We start from the raw sequence: 17,067 nt of genomic DNA on the forward strand, positions 1-17,067 counted from the left end.
GCGTGCTCCTACAGGGACGGAGGCGCCGGTTCTGCCGGACAACGTTCGACCTCGCGGGTCGGGACGCGCTGCGCTGCCGTGCGAGTGCGGCGGTTCCGTGCGGAAGGGGCCTCGGGATCAAACACGCGCGGTCGCGGCACGGTGACGCCCTCCGCCACGAACGCGGCCAGCAGCCGTTGCGCGTGCTGCTGCACGCGCGTAATGGATGGCTCGCTGAAACCCTGCTGCCGCATCGCGGCGGTCAGTACAGCCATCTGCACGGCGTGCTCTTCGGGTGACGCGACGGGAGTTTCACGCCGCACGGCTTGGGTGTGCTGCGGAGTTACCGGCCGCGCAGTCCCGCTCCTTCCCGCCTCGCCCCTACTGTCGGACGCCTCGCGACGCGACTGCGTCGGCTCATTCCCCACGACATCGACCTGCCACGTATTGCGATAGACCTCCTTTTCCTCTTCGCCAATCACATTTCCCGTCGCGTCGAGAACCGGCACCATCACCGTCACGAGACGCCGGCCAAGGTTTTCAAGCATCGCCTGCTGTCCGGGGAGTGCGCCGGACTCCGCAACGGCCCGCTCCAGATCCACACCCCAGACGACACGGTCCGCACCACCCGCATCGCGATAGACAACGTAATACGAGTCACTGCGCGCAGGATTGTGCTGATAGGGCGCGCCGCCGTACTCGACCAGTTCGCCCACGTAGCGCTGACGCTCCTGCCCCTCAGATTCAGCAACGTGTGGCCCGGTTTCGGCGGCTGGAGCAGCATGCGGCGGTTCGCCAGCCGCCGGTCGCGCGGCGGCGCCCTTCTCCAGTTGCCGGGAGGCATCGCGCTTCGCTGGTTGCGCCGCCTGCGATTCCGCGGGACCAGCCGTCACCGCAGGCGCTTTCGGAGAATCCGCAGGAACCCGCGCAGCCTCAGCCGTTTGCGACACGTCAATGCGGTTCGTCATCCGGTCACGACGACCTTCGGCCAGACGCGCCAGGTCGACTGCCTTCGGCTCGTATCCGCTCACCTCGATGCCGAGCAGCATCGCCCGGACCCACACCTCGCGCCGGAACTGCTCGTGGCCTGACACCCGCACGCGCCCCCAGGCCTTGGCACGAACCATGTCCACCATCGACTCAACGACGTCCGGCCGGTTGTGTTCCGTCACCAGGCAGGGACCGATGTCCTCGAATGCGAGCTGATGCGGCGCATCCTTCAGGAAATACTGATTGCCCGCCCGCAGGTAGCGCTTTCGCACTGTCTCTGGCGGATTCCCAAGCGGCGCCCATCGCATGGCGGCCGCATCGTCGCTGCCAAGCGGCGTCGCTTCCGATGTCGGTTGCCGTGCCGCAACCTGCGGCGGGGCCTCCGCCTGGATGGCCTGATCGCGCAGCCGCGCCCGCGCGGCATCGAACTCGCGGCGCCGGCGTGCGCCCAGCGCATCGGCCGCCGTCTGGTCGAAGCGGTCTGCGCCCGCAGCGCCGCCCTGCGGATCCTGAAGCGGCGGCGGATCTGGTTCGATCACGTTGATAACCGGATCGTCCGCAGGCGTGCCGGTCGAGGTTGTGGTTTCATCCATCATGGATCTCCCTCTGGTCGCTGGCTGACACAGCGTCGCGCGCGATCAGCGTTGCTGCCCTTCACCCTGTTCGCGGCCGGCGCGCTCCTTCGACTGCGCGAGGGCGGCTGCCCGTGCTTCCCTCACCCGCGTCCATGACACGCCCTGCAACTGGTCGAGTGTCGCATCGAGGTCGTTGCCGAAACCCACCTCGCGTGCGGACTTCTTCAGGGATGCAACCGTGCGCTCGAACAGATCGCGCGCACGGTCCCACGGATACACCTTCCCGTGGTTGCCGTCGTAGCCAACCTGCACCTCCGCCCCATTGAGGCGCTGGTTTTCGTCCATCCACCGCAGCCGGTCCGAGACGAATTCCACACTCGCCTTCGCGTGGAATACCACGCTACGCGTCGACACTTCCTGGATCAGGTAGTGCTCGGTGTTGAACACCTCGCCACGGTACGGACCACCATTCTCACGGGGCGTCGCCATGCGGATCTGTGCGCCGAAACGATGCTGGGCCAGCGCCTTGATCTCGCCCGGCACCTCGTCGAGTCCATACAGCGGTTCGCCCACCTGACGGCGCACCGGCGCATCCGGCGCACGCGCTGGTGGAGACTCAACGTTCGGCGCCTTGGTCACGCGCCGGTCCTGTTCCGGCGGTTGGGACTGTGCCTGCCCGGCTGCAGGCGCCGGGTTTTCCTGCAGCGCCAGTCCTGGCGCGTCCTGATTCGCCGCCCGCCGACGCGAGGTACGACGCCGGCCCGACGCCTCTGCGTCACCCACGAGCTTCTCTTTCACGTTACCCATTTCACCCTCCTTCAGTGCATCGCCCGATCCGTCTTCAGCCATGGCCTGTCCAGTCACCTCCGCATCCACAACCGCCCGCCCAGGCGCCTCGTAGAGTGACTGCCTTAAAAGCTCACCAACGGCACGGGATCCGGACAGCACGGTCATGTCATCGAAGTCAGTCGGCATCTCGCCGACAATGCGGGCCTCCGGTGCAAAGTGCGGTTCTGCCAGCAGCGACGACGTGCCGAGCGCGGCCTGCTTCGCATGTTCATACCCGGCACCGAGATCGGCGAGCACCGCGATCTCCCCTTCCGGGTAACGGCCGCGCCACATCGCTGCCACCGGCCGCAGGTTGCCGCTCGACAGCGCGGCGACGCTGAACCAGCCGGTCGCCTGCCAGACTGCCAGTGCCGTTGCCACCCCTTCGGCGATCAGGATCGGCGTGACCGCACCCTCGCGAAACTGGCCCGGTTCAACCACCCAGTAGCCGCCCGACTTGGCACCACCGGCCAGCGCAGACTTGCGTCCTTCGGCATCGATCAGTTCCAGTGTCGAAAGGGTCTCGCCGATGCGGACCGGCACCACCAGCACGCGGCCGGTGAGCGGCTCCTCGGCACTGCGCGGCGCATATCCGAGCAGCGCATGCAGTTCCTCGGCCTCGAGTTCGCGCAGCGTGGGGACAGCCCTGACCTGCTTGCGTTCGAGATACGGATGTCCGGGCCCCACCGGCCGTGCCCACTTCCAGATCGCCAGTGCCTCCCGCGCGACGGCCGCCTGTCGCGAACGCACACGCGCCTCAACTATGCCCTCCTGCTGCGCCTGGTCCACGGACGGACGCGCTGATGGCACGCGCGGTCGGTCCGTCGGTTCCATCGCCGCGCGCGACGCCCTGACATCGAAGCCGTGCTGCTGCGCCAGCCAGAAGAGCGACGCGAGTGTCTTGCCGCCCGACTCTCCGGCCGAGCGCCACGTCACCCGCGCCGCACGCTCGCTATAGTTGTGGGCGGTGCGGCTCCATTCGTCCCAGATGTCGAAGCCGGCCGCGCCGAATCCCTGCTTGAGCGCGAACGCCATGTCGACCCAGGTGGTGTAGTCTTCGGCTGGAATCGTGGCCAGTGCCGCGCGCGCACGCTCCTCTTCACTCAGGTACCGGGCATTCATTGGCGTTCTCGGTGAAGCGGCACGACATTCGAACTGTCACCCACATGCGATGCAGCTCGCCCGCGCTGGGTGCGAGATGCGCCCGCGGCGCGCGCAGACTTCCGCCTAAGCGTGCCATCCGAGGGGCGCAGTTCCGCGACATCGAGATCAGACGGCGACAGCCGCCGCGCCGCGACGGCAATGCGCGCAGCCGGCACCCCTAGCAGCATGAAATGCCGCTCGGCATAGGCGGCGGCCTCGTCGTCGCTCATGTCGTTAAGGTGCCGTGGCAGGTCGCGCGGATCCCAGGCCTGGAGCACTTCCAGATACTCCGGCGGAATGTGCATCACGCCGGCTTCATCCACGTCGTCGGGTTGCACATCCCTCACGCGCCGTTCGACCTGAGCCACAAAACGCACGAGATCCATCGCCGGGATGGCTGGCGCCGTGCGCAGGCGGGAGGTGAACACCGGATCACGCCAGTAGCAGATCCGTTCGGCCAGGATCGGCTTCGTGTTTTCGAGCAGGATGATTTCCTTCTCGCGCCCCAGTTCCTTCAGTTCCTGAGGCAACAGCAGGGGCCGGCGCTGCTCGCAGAAGCTCTCGCTCGAGCCGCCCCGGCCGCCAAAGATCGCGGTCGACCGGCTCACACTGCGCGAGCGGTCCGTGAAGGTGCCGAGCATCTCCGAGTATTCGTTCGCATCCTTCTGCTCACGTGGTGCGTAGATGATCTGCATCGCGTGATTCGTGACGAAAGTCCTCGCGTCCGCGCGGCCATAGACCGATTCAAGCTGTGAGATCGACTGCACGATCGAAAGCAGCCGCAGGTTGTATCCCGCCATATAGGCGACAGCGCGGGCGATGATGTGAATCCTGCCGACCGACGTGAATTCGTCCATCAGCATCAGGCACTGTACCGTCAGCTCCGGGTTGTCCTGGGGCAGTTGCCGAGTGTTCAGATTGACAAGTTGCGAGAACACCAGGTTGACGACCAGCGCGGCCTCGGCCAGATGGTCCGGCGTGATGCCGACATACACCGACATGCGGCGCCTGCGCACGTCGCGCAGGTCGAAGTCATTGGCGCTCGTCGCGGCATCAACGATCGGATTGGCCCAGATCGTCAGCGGCGCATTGAACGTCGCGAGTATGCTCGCAAGGACCTTGTCGTCGTTCGCAAGAAAGCGGTTCAGCGCGTCGACGCACGCACCGGTGAGCAGCTGCCGGTTCTGCAGCAGCGCCTGCTGGAGATACACCTTGACGGGCATGCCGTTACCGGACGACTGCCGCAGCACCTCGCCCATGGTCACCGGATAGTCCGGCACATCGGTGTCGCCGCTGCGGCGCGCATCGCGCCACTCGCATAGCAGCAGTACGATCCCGAGAAACAGGTTGCGGGCCTGATCCTTCCAGAAGTCGTCGTGACCGCCGACCGGATACAGCGCGTATCCGATTGCAAGAATATCGCCGACGCGGAACACCCCGTCCGGGATCGGCGACAACGGGTTATACCGGTGCGTACGGCCATCCTCGGCAAACGGATTGAACAGGTACACGTCATGGCCGTGTGCGCGACGAAACCCTGCCGTGAGGTTGAAGTTCTCCTGCTTGATATCGAGCACGACCACCGAATCCGGGTAGCTCAGCAGGTTGGGCACCACGATGCCGACGCCCTTACCCGACCGTGCTGGCGCCGCAAGCAGCACGAACTGCTGGCCCGTGAACCGAAGGTAGCGGCCACGCCAGACGCCCACGACCAGCGGCGGGCCGCTGAATGCTTCTGATGTCGTCACCGTGCTCATAGCAGCCCTGCCCGGCGGATGTCCGCCTCGTTTGCGAACCGCGCGCTGCCATAAAGACGCCGGCGGCCGGAGCGATCCAGCAGCGTGTAAGCGCCAAGCGCCGGCGCACCAAACGCGAGCAGGAAGCCGAACAGCGCGGTGCCAGCAAGCCGCCGCCCCTGCCCTGGCAGGCGTCCGTCGTACCAGGTCAGCGCCGCATCCGGCCAGGCATGAAACCCGGCATGAAGCGGATTGGCATGCTGGCTCGCGACGAAGAAAAACGACGCCAGCCAGAGGGCGAGGATCAGACCGGCAGCAGCAGTCGCCACAATCGCGAGCGTGACCAACGCGCGCACCGCGTGATACCCGGCCCCCCTGCTGGTTGTGCGTACCGTTCCGGTTGCCTTTCCGATGCCCATGGCCTGCTCTCCTTTCACCGGAAATCCGCCTGATGGCGACGCAGCGGATCGAACCAGATTTCCGTCATCGACCATCGCCGGCCGGTCTGCTCACCTGACTCATCAAAAAGAGCCGTGGCATCCATGTGCGCCACCACATCGATCGTCATGAAGAGCAGCCGGCGCAGTGCCGCGTCATCCCACGTCGAGGCTTCCGGGTGTTCCTTCGCCATCAGCGCGAACCGCTCGATCGCGACCGGGGCGCTCGATGCGTGGTAGCTCGTGATCGAGCCCGAATGGCCCGTGGTCAGGAGCTTCAGAAAGTCGTACGCCTCGCTGCCGCGCAGTTCAGCGAGCAGTACGCGGTCGGGGCGCATGCGCATCGTGCTGGCGACCAGGTCCGCGGGCGTCACCCGCGCCTGAGCGTGTCCACCCTTGCTGTAGATCAGGTGCACGCAGTTCTCGATGTGGCGTATGAAGAGTTCGCGCACATCCTCGATCGTCACGATGCGTTCGGTGGCCGGAATGTACCGGCACAGCGCCTTCATGAAGCTCGTCTTGCCCGAGCCAGTGTTGCCCACGATCGCGAGGTTCAGCCGCCCGCGCACCGCCCGCTCGAAGAAGGCCGGGAAATCACGCGCTTCGAGGTACCTGGCGAGTTCGCGATCGAGAGGCCGTAGCGCCGGCATCGCCTCATCAAGTCCAGCCGGGCGGCGCCACGTGGTGTGCGCGAACAGGCCCTCGCCTGCATACGCATCGAGCGTTTTCTCGCGCGAAGAGGGACGACGGATCGTCACCGACACGGTACGCGGAGGTACCACCGGCGGGATCACGATCTGGATGCGCGCATCACCTGGCAGCAGCGCGGAGAGCACTGGATGCAGCGCCGAGACCTCCTGGTTCGTGAGCGTGGCAATCGCGACCGCGAACGACATCAGGCGCTCGAAATCAAGGTCCGTGCAGTCGTGCACATGCCATCCGAGATGGGTTTCGGTCAGCACGCGTTGTGGCCGGTTGATCACCAGCTCCGTGACCGTCGGGTCATCGAGCAGCCCCGCGAACGGCCGCATGAGCTCGCGTACCGACGCGTCCTCTGCCAGCCTCGGCAGTGGGACATCGGCTGACACAGGTGCGTCGCTCAGGATGTGGGCCGGCGCGTTCATCGCGAGCCCTCCGGATCGAGCGCATAGACCGCACTGAAGTCCAGGTCCCGCGCGACGACGATCGTGAACTCGGCCCCCTGGTTCTGCGACAGCGTGGGCGGGATGTTGATGGTGCTATCGAGTACACGTGAGGCCATGTCATTGCCCTGCTGCTGCGTGTTCTCGAACACCACCGAGCCGTTGCTGTTGCCGCCACGCGTCGCGAGATAGCCGATCGCGTCCTGCGTCATGCCGAGCAGCATGGCCGCGCCGATCCGTTCGCCCCAATGGTTGTTGACATAGCCGCTCACGCCCATGCGTCCGAGCGCGTCCGCGGCCGGTGAATCGATCTCGACCGTCACCCCTTCGGGGGTCTTGATGCGGGCCGAGAGGATGAACACCCGCTTCTGCCCAGGCGCCAGGTTCGAGCGGTACTCGCTGTTGATCTGCGAACCGCGTTCAATCAGCACCACATGGCCGTCATCCGAATAGACGTTCTTCGTCACCGTGCAGGTCGAGATACCCGCCTGGGTCGAATCGAACGCGGTATCTCCCACGCAGTCGATCTTGGCGCCTTCTGCAAGGACCAGACTGCGGTTGCCCAGAAAGCCCGCGCGCGCTTTCGGCGTCACGGTCGGCGTCAGCGCCTGGGCAAGCGGACTGCTGCCCTGGGGCTGGCTGACCATCACAGCAGTCGCGCCCGGTGAAACGCCCGGTGTTGATGCGGCAAGCTCCGCCGCTGCGTTGGCGGGACCATTGCTTCCGCCTGTGCTTCCGGTGGCGAGCAGCGGCGCGTCGTAATAGCTGCGAGCCGGCGCGGTATGGACAGGAGTGTGGGGCGTCGCGGCGGCAACGGGGGCCGACGCCGCGGCACTCGCTGTGACCGGGCTGCCTGGCACTGCGGCAACTGCTGATGCCGCTACGGTCCCGTCGCCGAACACCCGCCCCTGGGACGGCTGGTCCTGCACGGCGTCTCGTCTGGCCTTTTCAGCCGCATCGTGCCGCTCGAGAAACCCGTGTATCGTCCAGACCGCTCCGCCGATCAAGACCGCTACGACCACGAGCGGCGCAAGCCACCAGGCACGGGGCCGACCACCCTGCTGCCCCAGCTCCGGCATGCCACGATCGGCTGGCTGGTTCGCAAGGTCACCGTTTATGGTTCCTGCGACCTTTGCGGTGTCGCCCTCGGACACAACCTCGGGCGCAATCACATTGCGCGGCGTTTCCTCATTCATGGCCGTCGCTCCGCAGGACACGCTTCACACCGCTCACCGTCGTGCCATCCGCAGGCGGCACCCCGTCCACGTCGAACGCGTCGTTCCACAGACCGACCACCTCGTCACCGAGACGCAGCACGAAACGTCGCGCGAGCTCATGCACGACGATCACGTCGTCTTCCATCTGCCGGTCGACGACGCTTTCGCTGTCGTTGCCGGCCACGCGGAAGATCGCAGGGATACGTCGGTTGTTGGGAATGCGGATATAGGTAAAGCGCCCGTCATCCCACGCCGCAGTAGGCGCGATATCCTCCGAATTCGGCATCACCTGCATCGAGTAGGCGGTATTGCGCACCACCGGCGACTGGTCCAGGCGCGCGCGTACGAGGGCAGCATCATCGACGGCCTTTGTCTTCGCGGCTTGCGTGTCGGGATAGACGAAGGTGATGCGATACATCTTCTCGTCGTTGGCGAACCGGGCCCTGAGCGGCAGCACCACGAGGTCAAAGCTGTAGCTGCGTCGGTCGGTGCGGACCTCAAGGTTCGTGTCGTGCGCGGCGAGCTGGGGCTTGAGGTAGACGTCGTGCTCACCCCGGTTTGCGACCACCTGCCATCCGTCCCGGTCGCCAGGGGCCACGACGAGAACGTGCTCGGCCGGATCGAGCGCGATGTGCGTCGCGAAACCGCGCTGTGCGATGATCCGCACCACCTCGTCCTGCCGGTACACGACCTGCCGCACACGCGGGTCGCTGGACCAGCCGGGCACGTCGTACGCGCGGGCGCCACCGCAGAGCGCTGCCAGCGTGGCCCCCAGCACAACGGTTCTCACCAGGTTGTACAGTCTCATCGCACACCTCCCGGGACCGACTGTGACGCCGGCGATGACGTCGCAGGGGTGTATTCGGGATCGCGACTGTAAGCCGTCACCCTGAAGCCGAACGGGTTTTCAATCGCCGTGCGCTCGCGTGTAAAGACGGATGGCCGGTACGTGAAGGCCAACGTGATGACGAAACGCTGCGGCGGCTCCACGTTATCGATACCGTTCTTCCACGTCGTGCGCTCGATATGCACGACGGCATGCCCCGGTTCATCCGGCACGAGCGTCGTCGAGAGGATGCGGATGCGCCGCTGTGCGTTTGCCCCAAGCTGCCGGTCCAGCGCGTCCGGTCCGCCGTAGATCGCCCGGTAATCACGCGCGACCCGGTCGTCGCTCATGTCGAGCACGCGGTCGTAGTCCATCTGCAGCAGGCCCCAGTCGTAACGCTCGCGCGAGCCCACGTACACCTCGACCCAGTGCTTGTCCTCGGTGTCGCGCATAGGGATGTGCTTCGCGTCCAGCACGTCGATCACCTGCGCTTCGCCCGTCAGCCGGTCAACCTCGATGGGCAGTGGCACGAGCCGATAGAAGGGGATCATCACAGCCAATGCGATGGCACACAGGATGGCCACCACGACCGAGGTCGCGGCCACGTACCATGCCCGACGCTCGGACCGCTCCTGCAGGTGCGTGACCGACACCTCGAAATCGAGCGCCCGACGATAGTCACGGTCACTGCTCATGACTGCCCCCATCCGGTGGGGGAACGGGTGGCACGCGGTTCACCGGAACACGGTGCGAGCCATCCGGCAGGACGGGTTCAGGTGGGCTGCCGGCGCACCCATTAATGAGCATTACTAACTGCACGACAACAACCGCAGCGATGGAACGGACCATGTCAATCTCCTCAGTTGCCGAACTCAGTTTCCAAAGCTTGCGGGTACCATCTGGTCCTGCAACCGCGCGGTATTGCCGGCGTGCTTGAAGACGAGCTCCTGCTGCTGCCCGGCGATGAGCCGGTCTTCGGAATCGGCGAGCATCCTGAAAAGCTGCAGCTTCGTCATTTCGTTGCCGACCGCCGTGCTCTCAATCTGGATGCGAGCCTGCAGTTCGGAAATCCCCTTCTGGTCCTGCGTGACGTCGATCTGCTGCATCAGGCCCTGGATCTGGTCGAGCTCCTGGAGCGCCGTCTGGTACGCCTGTGTGCCGAATGCCTTGTCCTGGAACGGCTTGTTGAGCGCGCGCTGGCAGACCTGCTGGTCGACACCACTCTGGTCCTCGCAGTTGTAGATCTCGCTCGCCGAGCGCAGCGTCTGCGCACTGCCGGTGAGACCCGCATATCCGCCGTTCCCGATCGCCGTGTAAACGGACTGCCAGTTCGATGGCAGCGAGTTCGACAGAACCGGATTGCTCATCAGGGACCCAAATCCACGGGTGCCACTGAGCGACTGATACAGCTGGAGCTCCTGCTGCACTTCCTCCTTCAGTTGCCCGACAGTCGCGATCGCCTGCACAACGTTCTGTGCGTCAAACACAGGAATGCCCTGGGCACGAACCACGGAAGACAGGCAGCCGGTCGCGGCGATTGCGCCTGCTATCAGAGCGCGCCGTACATGTGAGGTGGTCATGATGCAGACTCTCCATCGTTTCCCCGATCGCCCAGGTGCTCGCGGGCCGCACGCTGGTAGGCTGGCATCGAACCGCTTCCCGCTCCGCCATCCGAAATCTTTCCGCCCGGCCGGCGTGGACCGTGCCCGAAGCGCATGACGGCACCGACGCCGCGAAGCGCCTGGCGTGCGGCATATCCCGCAACGAATGCGCCAAACCCCGACAGGGTGGCGCCACCAGCCAGACCGGACGCGACCGCAGGCAGTTGCCATCCGACAGTGGCCAGCAGGAGGCCCGTGACGCACATGCCCAGTCCCGCTCCCCAGGACGCTGCGCTGTCGAGTGCGCTGTGAACAGCCGCTGTCAGCGAGGACGCATTCGCATCGGGTGCCGAGGTCGTCACCTGGAACGGCGCGAGATCGGCGGAGAACGCGGTCAGCGCCATGCCCAGAAACGCCGCAATGAGTACCTGCAACAGCGCGTAGTTCGCAATCTTCGCGGTCCATGCCTCGAAGAAGCGGGCTGTCGGGCTGAATGCGCCACATGCGATGAACAGGGGGCCAAGCCCAAGCACCAGCTCCAGAAGCATCCTCGCCATCAGCACCTCGAATGCGAGGACGATCAGGAAGACCGAGGCACCGAGCGCGGCTACCAGCCCGCAAAAGAAATCGCCGATGCCCGCCACGATGCCCGCCATGCTGAAGCCTTCGTGCGTCGCCTTGTTGAAGTAGGCATCCATCACGATGTCGATCTGCCGGTCATAGCAGTCGAGGGTCTGGTAAATGGAGGACGCGCTCGTACCCGTCACGCTGGCGCCACTCACCGTTCCGCAGCCGGCATTACCCGCCCCGGCATTCGCGGCCGCCGTCTGGATCGTCTGGGCCAGGCCTGAGGTAGCGCCCTCCACCGCAGTAACTACCTGCGACTGGTAGATGCCCGCACCGAGTGCAAAGGCGAGCATGATGGCCACCTTCATCCCGCGCCACGCAAAGGCGGGTACCGACTCATGGGCCTCGCCGCGCACCACGGCGAACCCGTACACGATGATCCAGATCGTAAGCGCCGTCGTGACGACCGGCACCAGCGCACTGGAGAGCGCCGACGACACGCTCGTGACGTACGTCGACATGCCGTTTTCGAGCGTGCCGCCGACCGCTGTGAAAAGGCCGCTCATCGTGTACCTCTTCCCGACACACGCGGGGCCAGCGTGTTCAGGGCGGCTCCCGCAGCACGCCGTCGCGCCAGCCGTTCATGAAACACGGGAAGCCACGCAGCGGGTTCGTCGCCCACCTCGGCACGGATGCCGTCGAGCAGTTCGACGTTGTCCGTCGTACCCGACAGCACGTCGAGCACGTCGCCGAGTCCGCCGAGATCCAGTCTGCCGATCGCCGAGTGGTGTCCCTGCTTGACAAGGAACAGGCGGCTGTTCTCCTCAAGCGTGCGAACGATATTGAATTCGGCCTCGGTGAGCTTGAAGCCGTGCACGTAGTCGTCGTAGTCCGCCCGCGGATTGGGCAGGAAGAAGAATGTCGCGGTCTGCTCGATGAGCGCCCGCGCGATAGGGCTGCGCAGGACGTCCGCCGGCGACTGCGTGTCGAAGATGCCCAGACCGTTCTGCTTGCGGATGGTCTTCTGCTTGTTGTTCGCGAAATCCGTAAATACCGGGTCCCCGAGGCGCTTCCAGAACTCGGTCATCACATAGATGAAGCGCCGCCCGTCGATCAGGCTTTCGGTTAGGTGCAGCAGGTACATCGTCACCGGCGTCGACACCTCCGGATCGTCCAGCAGTTCTGTATCGTCGAAGCCGAAGAGCTGGTTGTGGCTGAAATCCAGCAGGTCCGACGGGTTGTCCAGCACCCAGCCGAGCCGGCCGCCCGCACACCACCTGGTCAGTCGCGCATGCAGGCTGTTCTCGCCCACGTTGGGCATCAGCTGCCGCACCATCGACAGGCGCCGAAGCGGCTGTGCCATGCGGGCCACTTCCCGCACGGCACGCGAAACGTCGAGCTCATCCCTGGCCGAAAGCGGTGCACCCGTGTCGACGAGCCGGTGCACGAGGCGCTCCCAGAAATCCAGTACCGCCTCGTCCGGTTCGAGCTGGAACGGATTGAGCCCCGTCGGGACACCCCGGTGAAAGACGGTGTAGCGGCCGCCCACCGCGCGGATCGCGATCTCGGTACCGCGGTCCTTGTCGTAGACAACGCCCGTGACGCCATACTTCATCGCCATGGCAAGCAGAAACAGCTCAAGTACCGTCTTGCCCCCGCCCGCCTGCCCAATGATCTGGGTGTTGGCGAGTGCCTTCTCGTCGGCCGATTCCTTCTTTTCCGGAGTCGCGTGGAAGTTCAGATAGAGCGGCTGGCCGCTCGGCGTCTTGACAATGGTGATTGCCTCGCCCCACGGGTTGCCGTCGCGCTTGCCCGTCGCGAAGTTGTGCAGGCTCGCGAGCCCACAGAAATTGCGCGAGGTGAGCTTCGCCTCCCGTGGCCGGTAGCGCCAGTTGCCGGGCAGCTGCGCGAACCACGCCGCGTCCGCCACGAGGTCGACGAGCGCGGTCTGGACGCCCACGTCCGCGAGCTGCGTGCGCGCCTTCGCCACGTGCCGCGCTACCTCGTCCGGGCGGTCCCCGAGCACGGCAAGCGAATAATGGTATTCGCCTAGGACGAAATCGCCATTGATCAGGTCGTTCAGCGCCTGGTCCATCGCCTCGACCTGTGACACCGCGACGTCCTCGCCGGCAATCAGCTGGTTGCGCTGTCGCTCAAGCGCTTCCTTTGCCGTGGGACGGTCAAGGATCGTGAAGCTCTGCGTCTCGATGTACTCGAAGTCGCCGTAGAGCAGACCGTCGAGCATCCCGGGCTCCGTTTCTTCCGGGTAGTCCTTCAGGTCGAGCAGCGCCGCGTAGCGCGTTGCGCCCGGCATGCGGATCTCGACCTTCTCGGTGCGGAAGAAAAGTCTCGACGTCGGCAGTGCCTCGGCAATGCGGCCTGACGGCACCGGCACGGGCTCCCAGGCGGCGTTGACGAGATAACCCAGAAACGCCAGTGCCGCCGAGAAACGCACGGGCCGCTGCGTGTGGTGGATCCGCTTCGCGTCGCGAACCTGGTTCCTGTAGACGCCAAGGGCCACCGGATCCCACGGTTTCAGGCCCGATTCGACCTGCGCGGCGAGTTCCGCCATCACCTTCAGCGCCTCATACACGTCCCGCCTGATATCGTCGGCGGTGCGACGGGCTGCGTGACTGAAGATGCGCCCCAGACGTGTGCGGTGCGGCCGGTAGACGACCGTCAGGTACAGCTCGTTGGACATCATCCGGTAGCCCGCAAAGCTCGCGTAGTACCGTGTGGCAAGCTCCTGGCAGAACGGGTTGCCGTAAGGCGTGGCGAAGTGGTCAGTCACGCGCCGGCGGAGCCGATGGGACCAGAGTCCCACATGGCCACCCGGCAGGCTGCGCACGAGCTGGTTGAACCCTTCGTGACGCACCAGGATGTCACCTGGATCGGCCGCCTCGAAGGCAATGCCGGCGATCTTCCACACGCGCAGATAGTCGCCTTCCCGCGTGCGGATCACGTGGTCGGTCACGTGCGATGAGAACGGCACGAAGTCCGCGAGCACGACCTCGCGTTCGGCCACATCGATGAGGTGCGGTTGCGCAGCCATGTTAGCCCCTCCTCTTGACGCGAACCGGCACGTAGGTGTGCGCGCCCCACAAGCGGCGATTACGCTGGCGAAACGCCATACGAACACACAGCACACACTGCGCAAGCCGCTGGTCGTCGTGCCGCGTGACCGAACGCATCGTCACGAACACCGGAACGAGGAGCAGCACGATGCCGACGCCCACCGGCGGGCTTGCGAGCAGCGCCCAGATCGCCGGAATCAGGATGCTGCCGCCCATCATCAGGAACGGCACAAGCGGCACGCCCCACAGCATCGCGGGTCGTGTGCAGCCCTTGAAGACGGGATCCCTGAGCTGGTCCATGTGCGCCTCCGGATCAGCTCGTCGGGATCAGCATCGCTGCGATCACCGTGGCGCAGCCCACGAACAGGCCGCCGATGAACACGTTGGCGATATCGCCAAAGCGCGCGTGCTGGAACATCATCTTGAAGCCCGCCCAGATGATTGAGATCGAGCACACCACCGCACCCACGCTGAGTAATGTGGTCTGGATCGTTGTCAGCAGAGTGTTGACCTGAGAGAGCTGCGCATATGCCGGCGTCACCGTCAGTGCCAGCAGGGGCGCAATCGCGAGCCCGCGCCGGACGGCTCGCGCCGACCCACGCATCCACGTCTCCCGTGGAATATTTCTCCATTTGATTTGTAGTCCTGATTTCATGGGCTGCTCCTGTTACACACATGGGTCTCGCTTGGTCAGAAGACGACCGCGCTTTCCTGCGCCATGTCGCCGGGTAGACCAGTCTGGCGATTTCGTCTGCGGCCGGTGGTCGAAGGCGTTCCATCCGGGATGCGCGACGGACCGGAACGCGCACCCTGCGGACTGGACGGAATGACGCGAATGGGCGGGACGTCGGCGGCAGTCGCCGGAACCACCGGATCAGGGAGCGCAGCTTCGGCGACGACCCTCTGCACATAGCCCGTGCGAAATCCCGTGGAAAAGTCGCCGCTCGCGTAGCACGACAGCCCCGCGCGCAATGCGTCCTGCGCTCCTGCATACTCGTGCCGCGCGCGCTCGAAGCAGCCTTGGAGGATGGCCGCGCCGGCGGCGAGATTGCGGCACGGATCGAAGACGATCTCCGGCGTCAGGCCGAACCGGATCCAGTTCGCCCGGTTTACCTGCGCGAGACCTGCGCTGTAATCCCACCTGGCCGCCTCCAGCGCGCGCGCCGTCGCAACGGCCTCGTTGAGGTTCGCTGGCTGGCGCTCGAGGCGGCCATGGACAACCCCGATCGAGTACGGGTTGAAACCCGACTCGACCCGCACGATGGCTGCCATCGTGGCGGGTGCCACGGCCGGCGCGCACTGCTGTGTCAGGGCCAGGAATGCGGTGAGTGGAATCATTCGCCACCTCCCTGACCGCCCGAGCTTTCGTACTCCCGCTCCAGAAAGAGACGTGCGGACTGGGTCGGCTCGTACGGGATAGCGGTACTGCCGGCTCCGTAGAACTCAGTGATCGTGCGGTCTGCGCCTCCCGCGTCCCACCACACCCGCGTGTACAGGGCGCCGTCGATTTCGACATTGATTGCGCCGCGCGCATTGCATAGCAGCTCACTCTGCTTAGGGCCGCCCCAGTACAGCAGGTCCTCGCGGCAGTACCCGGTGCCCGCAAAGATGTTCACCGCCGACGTCCCCTGCGAGCCACCTGCACCGAAGTCACACGCCGGAAAAGGATCGCCTTGGCGCAAGGCTGTCCACAGCCTCTCGATCGGCGGGACACACTCGCCATACTGCTCAGGGCCACCGGGATTCGAGAGACACAGGATCACCTGGCAACCCCAGTCGTCGGCATGGGCAGTGCCAGGCGCCAGGATTGATGCACCGACGAATGCGGCGAGGACAATCAACCAGCGGCGCAACACCCGCAGCAGCCCGCGGCCGGCGATGGCAATGTCGAATGAGATGGCTGCGTCATGCATCGCACACCTCTGCACGACGAAGGGCAGGCATTGCACCGTTCCCGATTGCATCGAGCCGGCGAGCGAGGACCTCCAGACAGGCGACTACTGTCCGCGAGGATTCGGCTACCCGGACATCCTGCGCGGCTGGCCGGCCGCGCGGCACTGAGGAACCCGCGGCGCGCCCGACAGCTGTCAGGCGGGGCAGCCAGGCGTATCCGTGGGGAAAAGCCTGGTCTGCGATCAGCCATTCACGCAGCGTCGTTTCCATCACCTTCACCCACGCTTCTTCCATCGGTCCAGGGATTGCGACGACGGGCAGAAGCCCGACAAAGTGCAGTGCCGGATTCAGTCGCGCCCGGACGTTGCGGATCCCGTACGTGCCGTTGATGATTTCCGAGGCGCAGTCGACGCATTCCGGCGACATCGCTATGGGGCTCAGTACCGCGTCCACCAGCGCCTCTGCACAGACAGCGCGCAGGTCGGGCAGCACGGGAGTATCGATCAGGCACACGTCGAACCGCGGCGCCACCACGCATAGCAGATGACGAAGGTTCGCGTAGTAGCGGGTGCGGGCGGGATCGTCACGCGAGCGCAGACCGTCGACGGCGTCGCCGCTGAACACGCGAACGCAGCCGCCGGGTGCGGGTCGGGCGCGCCCGGGCGGGTCCGGCACCGGGTTGCCGGACCCGATCGCGTCATGCTGCCCGCTGGCGAGCATCTGTGCGCAGCGCGGCGGCTCGGCAAGGTCCAGTACCAGCACGCGCCAGTGATTGACGCGATGCAGGTGACGGGCAAGCAGGCAGGTCAGCATCGTCCTGCCCGAGTTACTCTTTGCCGAAATGATCAGAAGCGATTTCATGGTTCATCGTCCTCAGCCGCGCCCGCTGTCGATGAACCTGCGAAGAAAAGGAACCCGCGGCGCCAGAGAGGCTGACCGCGGGCTCAACGGGGGATCATTGCATCAGCGCCAGAAAGCAGAAAAGCCTGCAGATGCAGGCTTTTTGCGAATGCGTCACGGCACACCACGTCGTCGCATAGACATCGAACTGAGGGGCCG

At 65.5% G+C, this 17,067-nt stretch carries 16 protein-coding genes; all 16 read right to left on the bottom strand.

Going from position 1 to position 17,067, the window contains the following annotated elements:
• Positions 1-8 precede the first annotated feature (8 nt).
• Entirely contained in the window at positions 9-1,565 is a 1,557-nt protein-coding gene (locus HDG34_RS01680; protein ID WP_184057212.1) for an LPD7 domain-containing protein, read from the bottom strand.
• Positions 1,566-1,607: 42 nt separating this feature from the next.
• Complete coding sequence (locus tag HDG34_RS01685; protein WP_184057214.1) at positions 1,608-3,494, bottom strand: PriCT-2 domain-containing protein; 1,887 nt, start codon at positions 3,492-3,494, stop codon at positions 1,608-1,610.
• Positions 3,491-5,272, bottom strand: coding sequence for a type IV secretory system conjugative DNA transfer family protein (locus HDG34_RS01690; protein WP_184057216.1), 1,782 nt, complete (start codon positions 5,270-5,272; stop codon positions 3,491-3,493). Before HDG34_RS01690 ends, HDG34_RS01685 begins: the two co-directional genes overlap by 4 nt.
• A complete protein-coding gene (locus tag HDG34_RS01695) occupies positions 5,269-5,670 on the bottom strand; it encodes a hypothetical protein (protein WP_184057218.1) in 402 nt (133 codons plus the stop codon). Before HDG34_RS01695 ends, HDG34_RS01690 begins: the two co-directional genes overlap by 4 nt.
• 14 nt (positions 5,671-5,684) lie before the next feature.
• A complete protein-coding gene (gene virB11, locus HDG34_RS01700) occupies positions 5,685-6,812 on the bottom strand; it encodes a P-type DNA transfer ATPase VirB11 (protein WP_184057220.1) in 1,128 nt (375 codons plus the stop codon).
• Positions 6,809-8,026 carry a type IV secretion system protein VirB10 gene (virB10, locus tag HDG34_RS01705; RefSeq protein ID WP_184057223.1) on the bottom strand — a complete coding sequence of 406 codons (1,218 nt, stop codon included), beginning with the start codon at positions 8,024-8,026 and terminating at the stop codon, positions 6,809-6,811. Before virB10 ends, virB11 begins: the two co-directional genes overlap by 4 nt.
• Positions 8,019-8,855, bottom strand: coding sequence for a TrbG/VirB9 family P-type conjugative transfer protein (locus tag HDG34_RS01710; RefSeq protein ID WP_184057226.1), 837 nt, complete (start codon positions 8,853-8,855; stop codon positions 8,019-8,021). Before HDG34_RS01710 ends, virB10 begins: the two co-directional genes overlap by 8 nt.
• A complete protein-coding gene (locus tag HDG34_RS01715) occupies positions 8,852-9,568 on the bottom strand; it encodes a virB8 family protein (RefSeq protein WP_184057227.1) in 717 nt (238 codons plus the stop codon). Before HDG34_RS01715 ends, HDG34_RS01710 begins: the two co-directional genes overlap by 4 nt.
• 177 nt (positions 9,569-9,745) lie before the next feature.
• Entirely contained in the window at positions 9,746-10,453 is a 708-nt protein-coding gene (gene virB5, locus HDG34_RS01720) for a P-type DNA transfer protein VirB5 (protein WP_184057230.1), read from the bottom strand.
• Positions 10,450-11,607, bottom strand: coding sequence for a type IV secretion system protein (locus tag HDG34_RS01725; RefSeq protein ID WP_184057232.1), 1,158 nt, complete (start codon positions 11,605-11,607; stop codon positions 10,450-10,452). The genes virB5 and HDG34_RS01725 overlap by 4 nt, the downstream gene beginning before the upstream one ends.
• Positions 11,604-14,093 (bottom strand): VirB4 family type IV secretion/conjugal transfer ATPase, encoded by a 2,490-nt coding sequence (locus tag HDG34_RS01730; protein ID WP_184057234.1) that lies wholly within the window; start codon positions 14,091-14,093, stop codon positions 11,604-11,606. Before HDG34_RS01730 ends, HDG34_RS01725 begins: the two co-directional genes overlap by 4 nt.
• Position 14,094: 1 nt before the next feature.
• Positions 14,095-14,415 (bottom strand): type IV secretion system protein VirB3, encoded by a 321-nt coding sequence (locus tag HDG34_RS01735; RefSeq protein ID WP_184057236.1) that lies wholly within the window; start codon positions 14,413-14,415, stop codon positions 14,095-14,097.
• Between the two features lie 13 nt (positions 14,416-14,428).
• A complete protein-coding gene (locus HDG34_RS01740) occupies positions 14,429-14,770 on the bottom strand; it encodes a TrbC/VirB2 family protein (RefSeq protein ID WP_184057238.1) in 342 nt (113 codons plus the stop codon).
• 35 nt (positions 14,771-14,805) lie between these two features.
• Entirely contained in the window at positions 14,806-15,453 is a 648-nt protein-coding gene (locus HDG34_RS01745; protein WP_184057240.1) for a lytic transglycosylase domain-containing protein, read from the bottom strand.
• Positions 15,450-16,028 (bottom strand): hypothetical protein, encoded by a 579-nt coding sequence (locus HDG34_RS01750; protein WP_184057242.1) that lies wholly within the window; start codon positions 16,026-16,028, stop codon positions 15,450-15,452. Before HDG34_RS01750 ends, HDG34_RS01745 begins: the two co-directional genes overlap by 4 nt.
• The gene (locus HDG34_RS01755) at positions 16,021-16,869 is read right to left on the bottom strand and encodes a ParA family protein (RefSeq protein ID WP_184057244.1); all 849 of its coding nucleotides are present in this window, start codon (positions 16,867-16,869) and stop codon (positions 16,021-16,023) included. Before HDG34_RS01755 ends, HDG34_RS01750 begins: the two co-directional genes overlap by 8 nt.
• Positions 16,870-17,067 lie beyond the last annotated feature (198 nt).

Origin of the sequence: Paraburkholderia sp. HC6.4b (assembly GCF_014200875.1) — a bacterium.
GTDB lineage: Bacteria > Pseudomonadota > Gammaproteobacteria > Burkholderiales > Burkholderiaceae > Paraburkholderia > Paraburkholderia tuberum.